Origin of the sequence: Planomonospora sp. ID82291, assembly GCF_015711645.1 — a bacterium.
GTDB lineage: Bacteria > Actinomycetota > Actinomycetes > Streptosporangiales > Streptosporangiaceae > Planomonospora.
Map to the genome: position 1 here is coordinate 251005 of NZ_JABTEX010000005.1, position 18292 is coordinate 269296.

The window sequence follows — 18292 nt, forward strand, 5'->3', positions numbered from 1 at the left end:
GTCGAGATCGACCCGCCAGCGACAGCCAGGCCCCGCCTGCCAGGCGCGTACCCGGCCGGTTTCGGCCAGGTGACGCAACGTCCGGGTGCTCAATCCCAGACGTTGCGCCGCCTGTGTGAGGAGTGCATGCCTGTCACTCACCACTAGGGTCTCTTCGGACACCCGGAACCCGCCATTACCGGCAACCGAATCGGACGTATCGGCAAGCACATCCCGGAGCCACTCGGCGATGCCCTCCGGCCGAGGGCGGCCACGCTCCACGTCCTCCCGCAGATGCGCCAGCATCCACGTGAGCAGACCCGGCGGAGGCGGGATCACGACATCTCCCCGGGGTGCTCAAAGACCTTCCACGGCTCCTCGCGGCGCATCCGCTGAAACTCCTGCCACTCCCTCGGCTCCCGCAGCCCACGCGCGTACAGGCCACGCTCCGCCAGCCACGCCTCCGCCGCCGCCTCATACCGGCGCTTCGCCCGCTGGTACTGCCCGACCGTGAACCCGACCTCATGCAGCGGCTTACCCCAGTGCGCCAGATTCGGATTCTCCGGCGAATACCCGTCCTCCCACTCCGCATAGCGGAAACGGAACAGCCACGTCGGCGGGGCATCCGCCGGCGCGCCCTCCGGCGCTGCAGGCTTACGACGCGTTGCCACGACGCCCCCACTTCTCTCGCTCCATCGCCCACCGCACGTTCGCGGCCTTCTGCGCTCGCTCCTGGTTCGGCGTCAGCCCCTTCTCCTGGTCCTCCACCGGCAGCGCGAGTGAGTCGAGCAGCTTGCCCAGCAGCAAACGGTGAGCACGCAACTCCGCGTACAGCGGGTGCGCCTTCGGCTGACCCGTCGACCCGATCACCGTCGACTCCTCCGCAGCGAGCGTCCGCCGCATCATCACCAGCTCATCCGCGGTACGGCACGCCTCGACCAGCAGCGGCAACTCCGCGTGCCCCAGGTCGAAGTCCTCCGTCACCGACGACCACAGCACGCGTCCCGCGTCGCCGAGGTCCTCCGGAATCTCCTGCATGTCCACCTCACTTTCAGTTACAGAACCGGGCGAAAAACGAGGCCCGAGCAATGCGTCACCTGGCAGAGCCCTCCCCCGCGGTCCTCTATTGGGTCTCTGGAGGGGGTCATCCCCCGGGGTGGTGGTGACGTTGCGTGGTGGGGGTGAGGCGACACCCGCCGCGTGGACGGGTGTCGCCTCGGTGCGCTGGTCGGTCTTCGGGGTGCAACGGGAGCGTCTCCCCTCGCGGCCATACGTCCGCCCGTTGCGGGCGGTGCGCTTGACGCACTGGTCAGTCATGACGTGGCGTGTCCTATGCCTGTGTCATGGCCTGGTCTGTGGTGGCCGGTCACGCTCCCGACGTGACCGGCCGGAGTCGAGGTCATGCCGCGCTCGCCTGCCGACAGGTGGAGCACAGCGCGTTCCCGCCATCTCCGTAGCGCTGGCACGGCTGGTGACAGCGGATGCACGGCCCCGTCAGGTTGGCGTCCTTAGAGAGAAGGCGCATTCCAGCACCCGGAGCGCCCGGAGCGCCCGGAGAGGTGTCTTTCCCCTGGTCAGGCGTGGTGTCGTGTGCGGGTGCTGTGGATTCTCCAGCACCCGCACCAGCACCCGCAGCACCCGCGGCTGAGGCGGTGCGGGCGCTGCGAAATCCCGAACGGGTGCTGTCGTTCTCGCCAGCACCCGCGTGTTCCTGCTGGTCAGCACTGGTTGCGGGTGCTGTGGGCGCTGCGGGTGCTGCGTTGCGCCTACTCTCTGATGTCGTCAGCTTGTAGAGGCGGGACCGGTTACCCGTCGTCTGGCGTCTGCTGTCGTCCACCTCGATGCCGATGGTCCGCAGAGCCGGGGCAAGGCGCTTGAGCTGACCGGCGGCCCGGGTGCTGTCCTTCGGCCACTTGCGCGGCAGGCGGTCGGGCGTGGCCACCTTGTCGAGGATCTCCTGAGCGGTCAGCTCCAGCCCATCGGCTCCGGACGCGTCGACCAGGGCGACGACGGCCTGAGCGAAAGGCTCTCCGTCCAGCACGTCGGCGACCGCGTTACGGGCGCTGGCGGTGTAGGAGGCGAACGTCTCCCAGCCGTTGACCTTGTCGACCGCGGCGAGGATGCGAGCGAAGTCCGCCATGCGGGGACGCTCGGTCATGGTGACCTCGGGCAGCGCCTTGAGCACCTCGGCGAGAAGGTCGAACAGGGACGCAAGGATGGATGCGTGTGCGTCCCGGTAGGCCGCATCCAGCTCGGCCTCTTCACGGCGCTTGCTGTCGGGGATCAGGTTGAGCTCGATCATCAGCAGCCGCTCGGCGAGGTCGCCGGCCAGCGCCCCGGCGTCAATGGTGGTCATGGCCAGGACACGGCGGAACTCCAGAACGACCACGTCGTCATCGCTATAGAGAGCCCGGTCGACTACGCCGTCACCAGTCACCGCGCGGCACAACGCGTCCGAGAGCCAATCGGCGATGGTCGAGACGTTGTCCAGGCACAGCCCCCACGAGTTGAACGCCTGCACAGCCCAGGACTTGAGATCCCGGGGTGCGGTGCGCTTCGGCGCTCCGGACGGGTCGATGATCCCGATGACCATCTGCGCGGCCTTGCTCTTGCCGGTGCCCTGCTCCCCGCGGAAGGTCAGGATGGGGTGCGGCAGATCAGGGATGAACGCGGCGATCAGCCACGCCGCCAGCAGCCGGAAACCTTCGGTGCTGGTGTTGAGCATGCCGTGCAGCTTGGCCAGGCCGTCGCCGTCGCGCACCGGGACGGGGAGAGGCTTCATTGCCCCGGAGCGGCGGAACAGCACCGGGGACCGGGATGCCCGCTCCCACCCGTCCGGGCCGATGATGACGCACGCACCGTCCGCCGTGCCGAGGTCCACCACGATGCGCCCCTCATGGCGGGCGACCCGCACGTGAGGGACGCGCGGCTCAGCCGACCCGGCGATGCCTTCGAGGACGGTCATGCAGTCGGCGAGCGCAGACTGAGACGGGACATTGCCGCCCGTCTCGTCGGTGAAGATGCGGGCGAGCTGGGAGCGCAGCCCGGCCTTCCCCCGCAGCGGCAGGGCGATGTTCGGGCCGTCGATCTTCCGGGCGTACGGACGGCCGTCCTCGCTCATGAACAGCTCGAACCGCTCCCTGGCGAGCTTGACCAGTTGAGACGCCTGTGAGGGACCTCTCTCGCCCTTACCTGCGCTGTCTTCCTCGGTCGTGGCGGCCATGGGTGGTGCGCCGCTGTCGAGCGGCGCGAGGTCATCCAGCCCGTACCCAGCGGCCAGGTGGTCAGACAGGTCCGCGGCCTCGGTGTCGACTCTGCCGCGCACGACGCGCACGCTGGCAGCCTTGCCGGCCAGGTCCTCGGCGACCGCAGCAGCGTGGGCGCGCCCGGAATCGTCGTTGTCGGCGACGATCACCACATGGGCGTCAACGAGCTGATTGCCATACTCGGACTTCCACTTGGTGCGATGGCCGGGCTTGGCGGCACCGTCGAAGTTGCACGTAGCGACCGCTCCGGCCTTCTCCGCGGCGGCGACGTCCTTCTCTCCCTCGACCACGTAGACCGTGGTCCCGCTGGCGATGGCCTCGATGACGCGCGGCAGGCGGTAGAGCGGACGCTGGTCGACGCCCTTCAGACCCCATGCACGCTGCCCGCCGGGAAGAGGGCGGTAGATCGTGAAGTCTTTACGTCGGCCGTCCTTGCCCGGCTCGATGCGCTGTTTCACGAACAGGACAGCGCCACGCTCGTCGGTGTACTCGTACTCGGCCACGACCCGGCTGGGGTTGGCGTCGCGCTGCTGGGGCACGTCGAACAGGTCCTTGAGGGTAAGGCCGAGTTCGGCCACGACGTCGCGGGTGTCGCAACCAACCTGGCAGTTGACCACGGCGCCCTTCTCGCCCTGGCCGAGAGACAGGCTCGGCGTACGGTCGTCATGGGCAGGGCACTGGGCGGAGTAGTCACCGTTGCGAGAGATCACGGTCTTGCCGTGCTCGGTGAGCGCGGCCAGGACCCGCGCGAGCCCGTCGCCCCTCACGCGGCCACCTCCGACTGTGCGCCGCGGTAGGTGCGGGCCACGATGATCCAGACGAGACGGCCGCAGCCGGAGCGGCGGACACCCTCGACGGTGTTCTCGTCGCGGACCCTGCCGAAGTGGCCGAAGCCGCAGTGGCAGCAGACGTACGCGAACCACCAGCACCGCCGACGGCCGGCCGGAGCGTAGAGGCTCGCGTACGCGACGGGGTGACGGAGGGGAAGAACGGTCTGCCCCAGGGGGTGACGGGTGCCGGAGGTGCAGCTAGAGTGAATGCCAGCGTTGTTGGCGTTGTTGGGCGCCGACTTGGAGGCCGAACCCCTGCCAGGGTTCGGCCTCTCGGCGTTGTTGGAGAGATTCATCAGGCCGCCCCGTCCAAGTCCGCGTAGCGGCTGTTCTCCCACGCGATGACGTCGGCCAGCCTGTAGCGGCAGTGGCGCCCGGCCCTGTAGTACCGCGGTCCCGTCCGAGTCTTGTTCCAGTGGTAGACGGTCTGGATCGACACGCCTTCCCTCGCCGCGAGCTCTTCGAGAGTCAGAGGCTTGCTGGCGTCCACACTGGAAGGTGAGTTCTTGACTGCCATGTGAATGTTCGCTTTCCTTACACAGATAGAAGGATTGCCTACACTTGGCGAGATCATACGGTTGTTAGTGGTCGCTCGCAACTTCCTGCTATGATTTCTCGAAAATCGAACATCAAGGGATGCACATGGAGAACATAGTCAAGCGGCCTTCTCAGGTGCTGCAAGAGCAGTTGACGGTGTGGCGGAAGCGCCGGCGCCTGAACCAGCAGCAGCTAGCGGACCGAATCAAGGAGGACGGGGGCACTCTCACCCGGGTAGCGATCTCCAAGATTGAGACTGGCGACCGAAGCGTCAGTCTTGACGAGTGGCTGCAGTTGGCGTATGCGCTCGCCGTGCCGCCGCCACTGCTGTTCCTCGATCTGATCGGTGGCGAGGACGTAGCCATCGTGCCCAGCGCGGAAGTGCATCCTTGGCTGGCCTGGCAGTGGGTGATCGGCGACGGGGCGCCCGTAACTACAAGCCGCCGCGTTAAGCGCAATGACGAATGGGTCGACGCCGCCAGGCACGTGTTGCTGTACGAGCAGGAACGTGACGCCGCTCAAGCCGTACACAAGGCCCAGCAAGCAATCTGGTCTGCCGAGTACACCGAGAACCCGGAACGAATCCAGGCGGCGAAAGAGCAGCACGTCGAGGCGCTCCGCGGCCTAGCCGAGGTTCTCAACGAGATGGTCGAGCGCGACATGAACCCGCCGGGTAAGCCTCGCGAGTGGGTCGAGCTGATGCGCAACCTTGACATGTTGAAGTATCCGAACTCCATCGAGATCTTCGAGCCCGACGACGGCGAGGTATAGCCATGGCACGGGTGAAAGACCTGTGGTTCAGGACGGTCAAGAACGCGGACGACAAGCTGGAGAAGGTACCGACCGCCCGGAACGGCCGAGGGAAGCGCTGGCTTGCATGCTGGACCGGCCCGGACGGCAGGGAAGCAACGAAGGCGTTCGAGCGCAAGGCCGACGCGGAGCGGCACAGCGTACGGATGGAGGCCGACCGGCACCGCGGGACGTACGTCGACCCGAAGCAGGGCCAGCAGCGGTTACGCGAGTACGGGGAGGAAAAGTGGTTCCCCTCTCAGGTCCACCTCCGTTCCAACTCCGTCGACCTGTACGGCCAGCACCTCCGGACGCACATCTATCCGCGCCTCGGTGAACGACGCATGGCCACGCTGACCCGCAGCGACATGAAGGCGTTCGTCGCCGCGATCTCGGCAGTCCTGAAACCGAGCACAGTCGCCACGGTGTACGCGGTACTCCGCTCGCTCATGCAGTCGGCGGTGGATGACAGCGTGATCCCGGCGAACCCCTGCTCCCGGGTGCCTCTTCCCCGTGCCGAACCTCGGGTGGTCGAGCCGCTGTCAGCCGGGCAGGTGCTCGCTCTTGCCGAGGCGATCACGCCCCGATACAGGCTCGCGGTATGGCTCGGTGCCGGCCTCGGTCTCCGTGAGGGCGAGGCGCTCGGTCTGACCGTGCCGCGCGTCGACTTCCTGCGCCGGAAGGTCTACGTTCGCCGACAGGTCCAGGGCGGCGAACTGGTCGAGCTGAAGACCCGGGCATCGAAGCGGAACCTGCCCGCGGATGACCTGGTGCTGACCGAGATCACCGCGCACATGCAGAAGTGGGACCCGGGACCGCATCAGCTCATCACGACGAACCGGTGCGGCCGTGCCGTACAGCGGTCGTCGTTCTGGACATGCTGGAGTGAGGCCGTCGAGGCGGCCGGACTACCGAAGGGCACCCGGTTTCACGACCTCCGGCACTTCTACGCCTCGGGCCTGATCCGGGCGAACCTGAATCCGAAGGTCATTCAGTCGCGGCTCGGTCACGCGACGATCTCGGAGACGATGGACACCTACGGGCACCTGTTCCCGGACGACGAGGATCTAGGTCGCGGAGCCATCGAAAACATGATCGTTTCTGCTATCACGGAACAGGAGCGGAACAGCGAGGCGAAATGATGCCTCCGCCCCAGGTCAGAGGGGTGAAGGCGGACGAGTCGGCCTGTAGGCCGGGTTCTGTCCTTCACTCGCGTGAAGGGGCGACCATCCATCTAGGGCCGGCGTTGCCGCCGGCCTCGAGCGGTCTACCCGCGCGGCTCGGACGGGCAGCCCTCGAACGCCGCGCGCGGGACGCTCCTCGCGGAGCGTCCCTTCTTGACCTTGCTCCGGGTGGGGTTTACCGAGCCGCCCACGTCACCGTGGGCGCTGGTGGTCTCTTACACCACCGTTTCACCCTTACCCCTCGTGCGAGGGGCGGTCTGTTCTCTGTGGCACTGTCCCGCGGGTCACCCCGGGTCGGCGTTACCGACCACCCTGCCCTGTGGAGCCCGGACCTTCCTCGGCGGGCCCGCAAGGGACCCGACGCGGCCGCCCGGCCGGCTCGTCCGCCGTGCCGCCTAGCCTATCGGCTCCCGGGCGAACTGCGGCCGGGCCGCCGTCCGCCCCCCGCCCTCAGCGCAGGTGCGCGGTGTCGTTGAACGACTTCACCACGGCCGGGCCGTCGGCGTAGTACTCGACCAGGGACAGGCAGGCCAGGTCGAGGTGCATGCGGTACAGCGCGGCCGGCGGAGCCAGCAGCGCGAGCCGGAGCAGCGTCTTGATCGGGGTCACGTGGGAGACGACGAGGACCGTCCTGCCCTCGTAGCGCTCGACGAGTCCGTCCCTGACCGCCTCGACCCGCCGCGCCGCCGCCTCGAAGCTCTCCCCGCCCGGCGGAGCGGCGGCCGGGTCCGACAGCCACGCCCTGAGCTCGTCCGGCCAGCGGCGCTGGATCTCGGTGAAGGTGTGGCCCTCCCAGTCGCCGAAGTCGACCTCTCGCAGGTCCTCCTCGACGGCCACCTCCAGGCCGGTCCTGGCGGCGACGGCCTCGGCGGTGGCCCGGGCCCGCTTGAGCGGCGAGCTGACGATCGCCTGCACGCCGTACGGCGGCTGCGCCAGCCTGGCCGCGGCGGCCTCGGCCTGGGCGGCGCCGTTCGCGGTGAGCTCGGGGTCCCCGAGGCCGGAGAACCTGCGCTCGACGGAGAGCGGGGTCTCGCCGTGGCGGAGCAGGATCAGGGTGGTGGCCGCGGTGGTCGGGGGCCGCCATCCGGTGCCCGGGGCCGTACCGGTGACCGTGCCCGCGGCCTCCTTCGCCGGAAGGCCGGACGGGACCTCGGAGACGTCCGTCGCGTCGAAGAGGGATCCCTGCGCGGCGGGAGCGGGGGCCACGGCCCGTCCGGCGTCCACGGACCCGGCGGGGGGCGCGGACGCGGCGGGACCGGGGAACGGGAGCACGGCCGGGCTCTCCGGGACGCGAGCGGCATCGGCGGGCGGGACTCCCCCGCGCTCGCCGGCACTCCCGATCACGGAGGCGTCCCCGCTCACGGAGGCGTCCCCGCTCACGGAGGCGGTCGAGCGCCAGGGGAGGCCCTTGGCGGCGGCGTCCATGGCCTCGTTGGCCAGGCGGTCGGCGTCGGTGTTGCGCTCGCGGGGGATCCACCTCCAGGTGACCCGGAGGCGGCGGGCCAGGGACGCGGCCTCCGAGGCGAGCGGCCGCAGGCCCTCGTTCTTGATCTTCCAGCGGCCGGCCATCTGCTCGACGACCAGCTTGGAGTCCATCCGCACCTCGGCCGCCGCGCCGTCCCCGGCCAGGTCGAGCAGGACCCGCAGGCCGGCGATCAGCCCGCGGTACTCGGCGACGTTGTTGGTCGCGGTGCCGATCGCCGCGGCGTCCTCGGCGAGGATCCGGCCGTCGGCGGCGTCCTTGACCACCGCGCCGTACCCGGCGGGCCCGGGGTTGCCCCGGGACCCGCCGTCGGCCTCGACGATGTACGAGCTCACAGACCGGACTCGGGGGTGCGGACCAGAATGCGGCGGCACTCCTCGCAGCGGATCACCTCGTCGTGCGGGGCGGCCTTGATGCGGTTGACGTCCGCGATGGACAGGCTCGTCCGGCAGCCCAGGCAGCGGCCGCCCTGGAGCATCGCGGCGCCGACGCCGAACTGCTCGCGGAGCTTCTCGTAGAGGGAGAGCAGGTCGGCCGGGACGTCGGCGGCGACGCCGGAGCGCTTGGCCTTCACCTCGCCGAGCTCCTTGTCGATCTCGGCGAAGGCGGCGTCCCTGCGGTCCTCGGCGGCGGCGCGGGCGGCGGCGAGCTCGTCGCGCTCGGCCGACAGCGTGGCGACCTGCCCGTCGGCCGTCTCCCGGCGCTCCATGATCTCCAGCACGACCTCCTCCAGGTCGCCCTGGCGGCGGGTCAGCGAGGCGATCTCCGACTGGAGGCCAGCCAGGTCCTTGGGGGAGGAGACCTGCCCGGAGTCGAGGCGCTTCTGGTCCCGCTCGACGCGGGCCCGGACCGCGTCGACGTCGGTCTCGGCCTTGGACTGCTCCCTGGCCAGGTCGCCCGCCTCGGTCTCGGCGGCGATCACCTGGGTGGCCAGCCGGGCCACCCGGGCGGCGAGCTCGTCGATCTCGGCCAGCTCGGGCAGGGTGCGGCGGCGGTGGGCCAGCCGGTCGAGGACGGAGTCGACCTCGGCCAGGTCGAGCAGGCGCTTCTGGGATGCCGGGGCTGCTTTCACTTCATTCCTCGCACTCTGCTGTTGTCGTCCATGCGTCCGTGACCGTCTCGGAGACACGTGCCTCAACATTAATCCCCCGCGCCGCCGACCCTGACGTCAGCTGCCGGGCGGCGTCGGCCAGCCAGGGCCATTCGGTGGCCCAGTGGGCGGCGTCGACGAGGGCGGGACCGCCTCCGGAGGAGGCCTCGGCGAACTCGCTCGCCGGATGGTGGCGCAGGTCGGCGGTGAGGAAGACGTCGACTCCGGCGGCACGCGCCGTGTCCAGCAGGGAGTCGCCCGCTCCCCCGCTCACCGCGATCCGCACGACCTCCCGGTCGAGGTCTCCGGCGACGCGCAGGCCGCCCGCCGTGCGGGGCAGCCCCCGGGCGGCCTGCCGTACGAAGTCGCGCAGCGGCGCCGGCGCGGGCAGGGAGCCGACGCGGCCGAGTCCGCGGCGGGGGTCGGCGGCGGACGGGCTCAGCGGGACCAGCGGACCGGTGAGGCCCACGGCGCGGGCGAGCGCGTCGGAGACGCCGGGGTCGGCGACGTCGGCGTTGGTGTGGGCGGTGTAGAGGGCCACGTCGTTCTTGATCAGCCGGTGGACCAAGCGGCCCTTGGCGGTGGTGGCCGCGACGGTCGTGGTGCCGCGCAGGTAGAGCGGGTGGTGGGTGACGATCAGGTCGGCGCCCCACGACAGCGCCTCGTCGGCGACGGCGGCGACCGGGTCCACCGCGAACAGGATCTTCCGGACGGGCTGGGCGGGGTCGCCGCAGACGAGCCCGACCGCGTCCCACGACTCCGCCCAGGCGGGGTCGTAGCGGGTCTCGAGCTCGGTGACGACGTCGGCGAGGGTGGACACGTGCGCAGACTACCGGCCCGCTCCCCGGTGGGCCGAACCTCCTCTCCTCCCGCGCCCGCCGCGCGGGATCCCGTGCCCGGCCGCCGCGCGGGATCCCGTGCCCGGCCGCCGCGCGGGCTCCCGTGCCCGAGTGCGCCGCCCCTGCGGGCTCCCGTGCCCCGAGCGCGCCGCCCCTGCGGGATCCCCGGTCCCGCCGCCTCCGTCGTCTCCGCCTCTGTCTCCGCGCGCGCGGATCGCCTAGTGTAAGTAGATCCTGACTCACGGAGGGCCGGCGTATGAGTCCCACTGTCGCGATCATCGGTGCCGGGTTCGGCGGGCTGTGCATGGCCATCCGGCTGGAGCAGGCCGGCATCCGCTCCTACACGGTCTTCGAGAAGGGCGGCGACGTCGGGGGCACGTGGAGGGACAACACCTATCCGGGGGCGGGCTGCGACATCCCCTCGCACCTGTACTCCTTCTCCTTCGCCAAGTACGCCAGCTGGACCCGGCGCTACCCGGGGCAGCCGGAGATCCTCGCCTACCTGGAGTCCTGCGCCGACACCTACGGCCTGCGCCCGCGCATCCGGCTGAACACCGAGGTCACCGCACTCTCCTTCGACGAGTCCCTGGGCCGGTGGCGGGTGCGCACGGCGGACGGCGAGCAGCTCTTCGACGTGGTCGTCTCGGCCGTCGGCCAGCTCAACCGGCCCCGCCTGCCCGACATCCCCGGCATGTCGTCCTTCGCCGGCCCCTCCTTCCACTCCGCCCGCTGGGACCACGCGGCGGACCTGGCGGGCAGGCGGGTGGCGGTGATCGGGAGCGGGTCGTCGGCGGCCCAGCTCATCCCGCCGGTGGCCGAGGCCGCCGGGCACCTGGACGTCTTCCAGCGCACCCCCAACTGGGTGATCCCCAAGCCGGACGCCGTCTTCGGCCCGGCGGCGCGGGCGGCCTTCCGGCACGTCCCGCTCCTGCAGCGCGCCTACCGCGAGTGGATCTACCGCTACGCCGAGGCCACCCTGTACAGCGCCCTCGCGGGCGGGTGGAGCACCGCCCTGCTGCGCAGGCGCGCCCTGAACCACCTGCGCGCCCAGATCCCCGACCCGGAGCTGCGGGCCAAGCTCACCCCGGCCTACCCGGTCGGCTGCCGGCGGGTCGTCATCGACAGCGCCCTCTACCCGGCGCTGGCCCGGCCGGACGTGGACGTCGTCACCGACCCGATCGTCCGCGTCACGCCCTCGGGGGTGGAGACCGTCGCCGGCCACCGCGAGGCCGACGTGATCGTCTACGCGACGGGCTTCCAGACCACCGACTTCCTCGCGCCGATCGAGGTGACCGGCAGGCAGGGCCGCCGCCTGCACGAGGAGTGGAAGGACGGCGCGGAGGCCTACCTGGGCATCGCAGTGCCGCACTTCCCGAACCTGTTCCTGCTGTACGGACCCAACACCAACCTGGGCCACAACTCGATCGTCTTCATGATCGAGTGCCAGGTCCGCTACATCATGGGCTGCCTGCCGTACCTGGCGGGCGCGGGGCCGATGGAGGTGCGGCCCGAGGCGATGGACGCCTGGCGGCGGAGGCTGGACCGGGCGCTGGGCGAGATGGTCTGGCAGGCGGGGTGCACGAGCTGGTACAAGAACGCGGCGGGCCGGGTGGTCAACAACTGGCCGGGACCGACGACGCTCTACCGGCGCCTGACCCGCTCGCCGCGGCCGGGGGCGTTCCGCTTCGGCGGGTGAGGCGGGCCGCCGGTAGCGTCGGTGCGCAACCGTCTTCCCCGAGGAGGGACCCGCCCGTGCCCACCGACCTCCCCAGCGCCCCGCAGCACGGCCTGCACCGCCGCGCCGTGGTCGCCGACGCCCACAACGACCTGCTGATGGCCGTGACGGCCCGGCCCCCGGAGCGCTGGGCGTCGTTCTTCCACGAGCGCTGGCTGCCCCAGCTCCGCGAGGGCGGGGTGGACCTGCAGGTGCTGCCGGTCTTCGTCGACGACCGGTACCGGCCGGAGGGCGCGCTCCGGCAGACCCTGCGCATGATCGAGTGCGCGCACGCGCTCGCCGAGGGGAACGCCGACGAGGTACGGCTCTGCACGGACGGCGCCCAGATCGACGAGGCCCTCGCCGGGGGCAGGATCGCCCTGGTCCTGGCGCTGGAGAGCATGCCCGGCCTGGACGCGAGCGTCGAGCTGCTGGCCACCCTGCACCGGCTGGGCGTGCGGGTCGCCTCGATCGCCCATTGGGGCCGCACGCCGCTGGCGGACGGCAGCGGCGAGGACGCGACCGGGAGCAGGCTGACGGCGGCGGGGGTGGCGGCGGTCCGGGAGATGGAGCGCCTCGGCATGGTCTTCGACGTCTCCCACCTGGGCGCGTCGGGCGTCGAGCACGTGCTGGAGCTGGCCTCCCGGCCGGTGATGGCGACCCACTCGGCGGCCCGCGCCCTGCGGGACCACCACCGCAACCTCACCGACGAGCAGATCCGCGGCGTCGCCGCGACCGGCGGTGTGGTCTGCGTGAACTTCCTGGCCGTGTTCCTGTCGGAGGAGCCCGCCGAGCACACGGTGGACCGCCTGGTGGACCACATCGCGCACGTGGCGGGCGTGGCCGGGATCGACCACGTGGGCCTGGGCCCGGACTTCATCCGCGAGGTCATGCACGACGTCACGCCCCCGTGCTGCGAGCCCGGCGTCGGCGGGCTCGACGTGCTGGCGGCGGTCCCCGGCCTGGCCGGGCCGTCCGGCCTGCCCCTGGTCACCGAGGCCCTGGACCGGCACGGCTTCGCCGAGGAGGAGATCGTCAAGATCCTCGGCGAGAACGTCCTGCGCCTGTTCCGCGCCGAGCTGGGCCGTCCCGCCCGAGCCTGAGCCAGGAGAGGTCCACCGCTCCGACGCCCTGCGGCGCGGGCCCCCAGGCGGCCGGGTCGTTCCAGTCGAACGGCGGGGTCCCGGACCGGGAGCCGATCCGCACCGGCAGGCCGCGCGCCCTCGGCCCGTCGCGGCTCCCCGTCGTGGCTTCCCGTCCCCGCTACCGGCCTCCCAGGTAGTCCTCGCGGACCCGGGAGCGGGAGAGCTTGCCCGTGGGGGTGCGGGGCAGCTCGTCGCGGAACTCGATCCTGCGGGGGTGCTTGAAGCGGGCCAGGCGCGGCCCGAGGTGCTCCAGCAGCTCCTCCGCCGAGGGACGGGGACCGGGCAGCGGCTGGACCAGCGCGACCACGACGTGGCCCCACTCCTCGTCCGGCACCCCGATCACCGCGGCGTCGGCGACCGCCGGGTGCTCCAGGATCGCCGCCTCGACCTCGGCCGGGTAGATGTTCACCCCGCCGGAGACGATCAGGTCGGTACGGCGGTCGCACAGGAACAGGTAGCCGTCGGCGTCCAGGTAGCCGATGTCGCCGGGGGCGTACCAGTCGTCCCGCATGCTGGCGGCGGTCTTGGCGGGGTCCTTGAGGTACTCGAACCGGTTCGTCGCCGACCTGACGTGGATCAGGCCGGGTTCGCCGGGCGGGAGCTCCTCGCCGTCCGGGCCGAGGATCCTCGCCTCGAACGTCGGGGCCGGGCGGCCGACCGTGCCGGGGCGCTCCAGCCACTCGTGCGGCTTGACGGCGAAGGCGATGGCGGACTCGGTGGAGCCGTAGTACTCGTACAGGACCGGGCCCCACCAGTCCATCATCTGCTTCTTGTCGGCCACCGGGCAGGCGGCGCCGGTGTGGACCACCTGCCGGAGCGAGGACACGTCGTACTTCTCGCGGACCTCGGCCGGCAGGCGCAGCATCCGGTGGAACATCGTGGGCACCATCATCGCGTTGGTGACCCGGTGGCGCTCGATCAGCTCCAGGACCGTCACCGGCTCGAACCTCGGCGCGATCACCAGCGTGTGCCCCAGGTGCAGGGCGAACAGGGTGTGCGCGCACGGGGAGGAGTGGTACATCGGCGAGGTGACCAGGTGGACCTCGTCGCCCGGCCGCAGGTCGCAGGTCTCGCCGAGGAACCAGGTGTAGAGCGGGACGGTCTCCTCCGGGGCGGCGCCGGACAGCGGGCGCCGCACCCCCTTGGGGAACCCGGTGGTGCCCGAGGTGTACCACATGACCGCGCCCGCGCTCCGGTCCTGCGGCGCGTGCTCCGGCTGCCCCTCGGCCAGCGCGGCGGCCCCGCCCGACTCGGGGGTCACCGTGATCCGGGCCTCGCTGTCGGACAGGATGTAGGCGATCTCGTTCTCGGTCAGGTGCCAGTTGACCGGCACGTGGTACAGCCCGGTCTGGCCGGTGGCCAGGAGCATGACCACCGCGTCGATGCCGTTGGGCAGCACCCCGGCGACCACGTCGCCGCGGACCAGGCCCCGCGCCCGCAGCCCGTGCGAGACCTGGTTGACCCGGGCGAGCAGCTCGCCGTAGGTGGTGACGGCGCCGTCGGCGTCGATCACGGCCCTGCGCCCGGGGTCGGCCTCGGCGATCCGGTAGAAGCCCGGCAGTCCGCTGATGTCGGCCATGGGGTTCCCCTCTCTTGCGGCTCTACAGCTCCAGCAGGTCGGCGAGGCGGGCGCGGTGGACCCGCGGCGGGCCGAGGAGCACCTCGTCCGCCTTGGCGCGCTTGTAGTACAGGTGCGCGTCGTGCTCCCAGGTGAAGCCGATGCCGCCGTGCAGCAGGAGGCTGCCGGAGGCGACCTCGAAGCAGGCGCGGCCCAGGTAGGCCTGGGCCAGCGCGGCGGCCCCGGGCAGCTCGGCGGGGGCCTCGTCGGCGGCCCAGGCGGCGTACCGGACGATCGACTCGGCCTGCTCCAGCGTGCAGTGCATGTCGGCGAGCCGGTGCTTGACGGCCTGGTAGGAGCCGATCACCCGGTTGAAGGCGACCCGGATCCTGCTGTAGGCGACGATGGCCTCCAGCGCGGCCCGCAGCACGCCGAGCTGCTCGGCCGCCACCGCCACGGCGAACAGGTCGCGGGCGCGGGCGATCCCGTCGGCGGAGACGGCCGCGACCTCGCCGCCCGGCTCCACCAGGGCCTGGCGGCGGGTGGGGTCCAGGGTCCGCAGGGGGCGCCGCTCACCGCCGGTGCGGGCGAGCACCCGGTCGCCGTCGATCGTCAGGACCACGTCGGCCTCGGCCCCGTTGAGCGCCCGGTTCCCGTCGAGGACGACGGTCGCGGTGGTCGTCCCGGCGGCCACCCCGGCCAGGATCTCCTTCTCGCCCGTCTCGGTCAGCAGGATCGCGGCCAGCGTGGTGGCCAGGAACGGCCCGGGCAGCAGCGCCGCGCCGGTCTCCTCCAGGACGACCGCCAGCTCGGCGTGCCCGGCGCCGGTCCCGCCGTGCTCCTCGGGCACGATCAGGCCGGTCAGGCCGAGTTCGCCGGCCAGGCGCCGGTAGACCTCCGGGTCGTGGCCCGCCTCCGACTCCATCGCCCGCCGTACGGCGGGCAGGGGCGAGGCGGCGGCGAGGAAGGAGCGGACGGCGTCGCGCAGCTCCCGCTGCTCCGCGGTGGGCACGAGTCTCATCGGGGGGCCTCTCCACTCGTCCTGAGCTCCTTGAACGGCACATTCTTGTCCGTCCGCGGTTCGGGCGGCAGGTTCAGCACGCGCTCGCTGACGATGTTGCGCATGATCTCGTTGGTGCCGCCGCCGAGGGCCATCGCGGGCGCGAGCGCGAGGGCGTGGGCCAGCCCGCCGCCTCCGGCCGTCCCGGCGTCGCCCTCCGGGCCGTCCCCGGTCCCGTCCTCGCTCCAGGCGACGGCCTCCGGACCGGCCAGCGAGGTGGCCAGGTCGGCCTGGAACATGGTCAGCTCGGCCAGGAGCAGCTTGGCCGCGCTGCCCCGGGCGCCGGGGAAGATCCCGGCCTTGGTCTCCTGGGCCAGCCGCTGGTTGAACAGGGCCAGCGCGCGGGAGCGGATGTGCAGCTCGACGAGCCGGTCGCGGACCACGGGATCGGCGGTGTCGGCGCTGCGGCGCAGCGCCTCGAAGGCGACCGGGTTGTCCTTCTGCCCGCCCATGCCGACGCCGCTGGAGATCGACAGGCGCTCGTGGAGCAGGGTGGTGACGGCGCAGTTCCAGCCGTCGCCGACGCGGCCGACCACGTTCTCGGCGGGGATGTGCACGCCGTCGAAGAAGATCTCGTTGAAGTGGGCGCGGCCGGTCATGTCGCGCAGCGGCCGGACGGTGACGCCGGGGGCGTGCATGTCCACGATGAACATGGTCAGGCCCCGGTGCTTGGGCACGTCCACGTCGGTGCGGGCCAGCAGCAGCCCCCGGTCGGCGTGCTGGGCGACGGAGGTCCAGACCTTCTGCCCGTCGACCACCCAGCCGCCGTCGGTGGCCGTGGCCCGGGTCTGCAGGGCGGCCACGTCGCTGCCCGCGGCGGGCTCGGAGAACAGCTGGCACCAGATCTCCTCGCCGCGCAGCAGCGGCCGGATGTGGCGCCGGCGCTGGGCGTCGGTGCCCAGGTCGACGAGGGTCGGCCCGCACATGCCGAGCCCGATGGAGAAGACGTAGGTCGGCAGGGTGAAGGCGGCCGCCTCGGCGGCGAAGGCGCGCTCCTCGGCCTGGGTGAGGCCCTGCCCGCCCCACTCGGCCGGCCAGGTGATGCCCGAATACCCCGCGTCGTACAGCTTCGCCATGAACTCCTTGGCGGCGGCCACCCCGCCGGGGTCGGCGGCGCCCCCGCCCTGACCGGCCCGGCCGTCCGGGACGTCCGGGACGTTGGCCTCCAGCCACGTCCGGGCGCGCCGCCGGTACTCCTCAAGATCCATGTCCACTCCAATCAGTGCCCACTTACTCTAACGAGCGGCGGCGCGGCCGTACAGAGCATTGCTCTACACCGGACCCGTGGGCGATCTTTGCCCCTTCTTGGCCATGTATCGCCAGGTAATGGCAATTAATCCGTCTGGTGCGGTCGTCTGGGTTCGAGGGGAAGGTCGGTGTGATCACACGTCACTCGTGGTCCGTCCGAACCCGGCTGACGCTGATCGCCGTCGCCACCGCCGCCCTGTCCGGGCTCGTCATCACCACGGTCGCCACGCTCGCCCTCTACGACCTGGCCCGCGACTACCAGACCAACCAGGTGGCCGGCACCGCGCTGGAGGTCGTCCAGCTCGCCCAGCGGGGGCGGCTGCCCGCCGTGCTGCGGCACGGCAACGGGGTCGGCAGCCAGGTGCTGGACGCGTCCGGGCGGATCGTCGCGGCCACCCCCGACCTGGCGGGCGGGCCCCCGGTCGCGGACTTCCGGCCCGGCGGGGACGGCGTGATGGCCGACCGCGAGCTGTGCGACCCGCCCCGGATGCCCGGCGAGTGCGTGATCGCCGTGGTCTTCCGCCTCCACCGGCCGGAGGGCGACTGGCTCGTCTACTCCGTCGGCGCGATGATCCCGTGGTACGTGCACTCGGGGCTGTTCGCCTTCCTCGTCACCGTCTCCGTGCTCATCGTGGTGCTGGCCGGGGCCGGCACCTACCGTACGGTGACCGGGGCGCTGACCCCGGTGCACGCGATCACCGGCGAGCTCGCGGAGATCACCGCGACCGACGTGGGCCGCCGGGTCCCGGTGCCGCGGGCCGAGGACGAGATCCGGCAGCTGGCCGAGACCATCAACCAGACCCTCGACCGGCTGGAGGCGGCGGTCGAGCAGCAGCGCCGGTTCGCCTCCGACGCCTCCCACGACCTGCGCAGCCCGCTCACCGCGATGCGCACCCAGGTGGAGGAGGCCCTGCAGTACCCCGAGGACGTCGACTGGACCGTCAAGGCGCAGGCGATGCTCGCCAGCCTGGACCGGCTCCAGGCGATCGTCGCCGACCTGCTGACGCTGGCCCGGCTCGACTCCGGCGCGCCCGCCGCCGCGGAGGCCGTCGACCTGGGCGGGCTGGCCGACGGCGAGCTGGACCGCCGGCCGCGCCGGGTCGAGGTGATCAGGAAGCTGGAGTCCGGTGTGACGGTGACCGGCGACCCGCTCCGGCTCGCCCGGCTGCTGACCAACCTGATGGACAACGCCGAGCGGCACGCCGTCTCCACCGTCACGGTGACCGTGGCCGCGCACGGGGACACCGCCGTCCTGGAGGTGCTCGACGACGGCGCCGGGATCGCCCCCGAGCAGCGGGAGGCGGTCTTCCGCCGGTTCACCCGCCTGGACGCCGCCCGCAGCAGGGACGCCGGGGGCACCGGCCTGGGGCTGGCCATCGCCAGGGAGGTCGCCGCGTCCCACGGCGGGACCCTGCGGGTCGAGGACAGTCCGCGGGGCGCCCGGTTCGTCCTGCGCCTGCCGGTGGCGCGTCCGTGAGGGGGCACGGCGGGGCACCCGCGAGGAGGCGTCCGGCGGGGCGCCCGGTCCGTCCCGCGCCGGACGGCGGCGCGTCCGCGGCCGGCCGTCTCC

The 18292-nt window shown here is 71.9% G+C and carries 16 protein-coding genes and 1 other RNA gene; 5 read left to right on the top strand and 12 right to left on the bottom strand.

The window, feature by feature from the left end; all coding sequences use genetic code 11:
- Positions 1-314: 314 nt before the first annotated feature.
- The 5 genes from HS045_RS29055 to HS045_RS29075 form a co-directional block, all read right to left on the bottom strand.
- Entirely contained in the window at positions 315-650 is a 336-nt protein-coding gene (locus tag HS045_RS29055) for a hypothetical protein (RefSeq protein WP_196454741.1), read from the bottom strand.
- Positions 634-1017 (bottom strand): hypothetical protein, encoded by a 384-nt coding sequence (locus tag HS045_RS29060; protein WP_196454743.1) that lies wholly within the window; start codon positions 1015-1017, stop codon positions 634-636. The genes HS045_RS29055 and HS045_RS29060 overlap by 17 nt, the downstream gene beginning before the upstream one ends.
- Before the next feature lie 361 nt (positions 1018-1378).
- Positions 1379-4012 carry a hypothetical protein gene (locus HS045_RS29065; RefSeq protein ID WP_307827782.1) on the bottom strand — a complete coding sequence of 878 codons (2634 nt, stop codon included), beginning with the start codon at positions 4010-4012 and terminating at the stop codon, positions 1379-1381.
- Complete coding sequence (locus HS045_RS29070; protein WP_196454745.1) at positions 4009-4371, bottom strand: hypothetical protein; 363 nt, start codon at positions 4369-4371, stop codon at positions 4009-4011. Before HS045_RS29070 ends, HS045_RS29065 begins: the two co-directional genes overlap by 4 nt.
- Entirely contained in the window at positions 4371-4592 is a 222-nt protein-coding gene (locus HS045_RS29075; protein WP_196454746.1) for an AlpA family transcriptional regulator, read from the bottom strand. The genes HS045_RS29070 and HS045_RS29075 overlap by 1 nt, the downstream gene beginning before the upstream one ends.
- 125 nt (positions 4593-4717) lie before the next feature.
- Here HS045_RS29075 and HS045_RS29080 point away from each other — a divergent pair, with 125 nt between their 5' ends.
- A complete protein-coding gene (locus HS045_RS29080; protein ID WP_196454748.1) occupies positions 4718-5383 on the top strand; it encodes a helix-turn-helix transcriptional regulator in 666 nt (221 codons plus the stop codon).
- Between the two features lie 2 nt (positions 5384-5385).
- Entirely contained in the window at positions 5386-6543 is a 1158-nt protein-coding gene (locus tag HS045_RS29085; RefSeq protein ID WP_196454750.1) for a site-specific integrase, read from the top strand.
- Positions 6544-6573: 30 nt separating this feature from the next.
- Here the strand turns inward: HS045_RS29085 and rnpB are convergent.
- From rnpB to HS045_RS29105, 4 genes are all read right to left on the bottom strand, one after another.
- Positions 6574-6967: RNase P RNA component class A (gene rnpB / locus HS045_RS29090), an RNA gene on the bottom strand.
- 68 nt (positions 6968-7035) lie between these two features.
- Positions 7036-8403, bottom strand: coding sequence for a bifunctional RNase H/acid phosphatase (locus HS045_RS29095; protein ID WP_196454752.1), 1368 nt, complete (start codon positions 8401-8403; stop codon positions 7036-7038).
- Positions 8400-9140, bottom strand: coding sequence for a zinc ribbon domain-containing protein (locus HS045_RS29100; protein ID WP_196454754.1), 741 nt, complete (start codon positions 9138-9140; stop codon positions 8400-8402). The genes HS045_RS29095 and HS045_RS29100 overlap by 4 nt, the downstream gene beginning before the upstream one ends.
- Position 9141: 1 nt before the next feature.
- Positions 9142-9978: a Nif3-like dinuclear metal center hexameric protein gene (locus tag HS045_RS29105; RefSeq protein WP_196454756.1), complete on the bottom strand. Its 837-nt coding sequence runs from the start codon at positions 9976-9978 to the stop codon at positions 9142-9144.
- Positions 9979-10253: 275 nt separating this feature from the next.
- On the opposite strand from HS045_RS29105, the gene HS045_RS29110 reads away from it, so the two are divergent.
- Complete coding sequence (locus HS045_RS29110) at positions 10254-11693, top strand: NAD(P)/FAD-dependent oxidoreductase (RefSeq protein WP_196454758.1); 1440 nt, start codon at positions 10254-10256, stop codon at positions 11691-11693.
- 56 nt (positions 11694-11749) lie between these two features.
- A complete protein-coding gene (locus HS045_RS29115; RefSeq protein WP_307827784.1) occupies positions 11750-12814 on the top strand; it encodes a dipeptidase in 1065 nt (354 codons plus the stop codon).
- Between the two features lie 160 nt (positions 12815-12974).
- Here HS045_RS29115 and HS045_RS29120 read toward each other — a convergent pair whose 3' ends face one another.
- The 3 genes from HS045_RS29120 to HS045_RS29130 are packed head-to-tail and all read right to left on the bottom strand — an operon-like array spanning position 12975 to position 16682.
- On the bottom strand, positions 12975-14435 hold the full coding sequence (locus tag HS045_RS29120; RefSeq protein WP_196454760.1) for an AMP-binding protein: 1461 nt from the start codon (positions 14433-14435) through the stop codon (positions 12975-12977).
- Positions 14436-14457: 22 nt separating this feature from the next.
- Positions 14458-15435, bottom strand: a complete 978-nt coding sequence (locus HS045_RS29125; RefSeq protein ID WP_196454762.1) for an acyl-CoA dehydrogenase family protein — start codon at positions 15433-15435, stop codon at positions 14458-14460.
- The gene (locus HS045_RS29130) at positions 15432-16682 is read right to left on the bottom strand and encodes an acyl-CoA dehydrogenase family protein (protein WP_196454764.1); all 1251 of its coding nucleotides are present in this window, start codon (positions 16680-16682) and stop codon (positions 15432-15434) included. Before HS045_RS29130 ends, HS045_RS29125 begins: the two co-directional genes overlap by 4 nt.
- A 170-nt stretch (positions 16683-16852) precedes the next feature.
- Here HS045_RS29130 and HS045_RS35035 point away from each other — a divergent pair, with 170 nt between their 5' ends.
- A complete protein-coding gene (locus tag HS045_RS35035) occupies positions 16853-18199 on the top strand; it encodes an ATP-binding protein (protein WP_307827785.1) in 1347 nt (448 codons plus the stop codon).
- Positions 18200-18292 lie beyond the last annotated feature (93 nt).

Excerpts from the sequence above, each read along its gene's own strand:
- HS045_RS29060 (WP_196454743.1), bottom strand. The coding sequence starts at position 1,017 with ATGCAGGAGATTCCGGAGGACCTCGGCGACGCGGGACGCGTGCTGTGG.
- HS045_RS29070 (WP_196454745.1), bottom strand. The coding sequence starts at position 4,371 with ATGAATCTCTCCAACAACGCCGAGAGGCCGAACCCTGGCAGGGGTTCG.
- HS045_RS29075 (WP_196454746.1), bottom strand. The coding sequence starts at position 4,592 with ATGGCAGTCAAGAACTCACCTTCCAGTGTGGACGCCAGCAAGCCTCTG.
- HS045_RS29080 (WP_196454748.1), top strand. The coding sequence starts at position 4,718 with ATGGAGAACATAGTCAAGCGGCCTTCTCAGGTGCTGCAAGAGCAGTTG.
- HS045_RS29085 (WP_196454750.1), top strand. The coding sequence starts at position 5,386 with ATGGCACGGGTGAAAGACCTGTGGTTCAGGACGGTCAAGAACGCGGAC.
- HS045_RS29110 (WP_196454758.1), top strand. The coding sequence starts at position 10,254 with ATGAGTCCCACTGTCGCGATCATCGGTGCCGGGTTCGGCGGGCTGTGC.
- HS045_RS29120 (WP_196454760.1), bottom strand. The coding sequence starts at position 14,435 with ATGGCCGACATCAGCGGACTGCCGGGCTTCTACCGGATCGCCGAGGCC.
- HS045_RS29125 (WP_196454762.1), bottom strand. The coding sequence starts at position 15,435 with ATGAGACTCGTGCCCACCGCGGAGCAGCGGGAGCTGCGCGACGCCGTC.
- HS045_RS29130 (WP_196454764.1), bottom strand. The coding sequence starts at position 16,682 with ATGGATCTTGAGGAGTACCGGCGGCGCGCCCGGACGTGGCTGGAGGCC.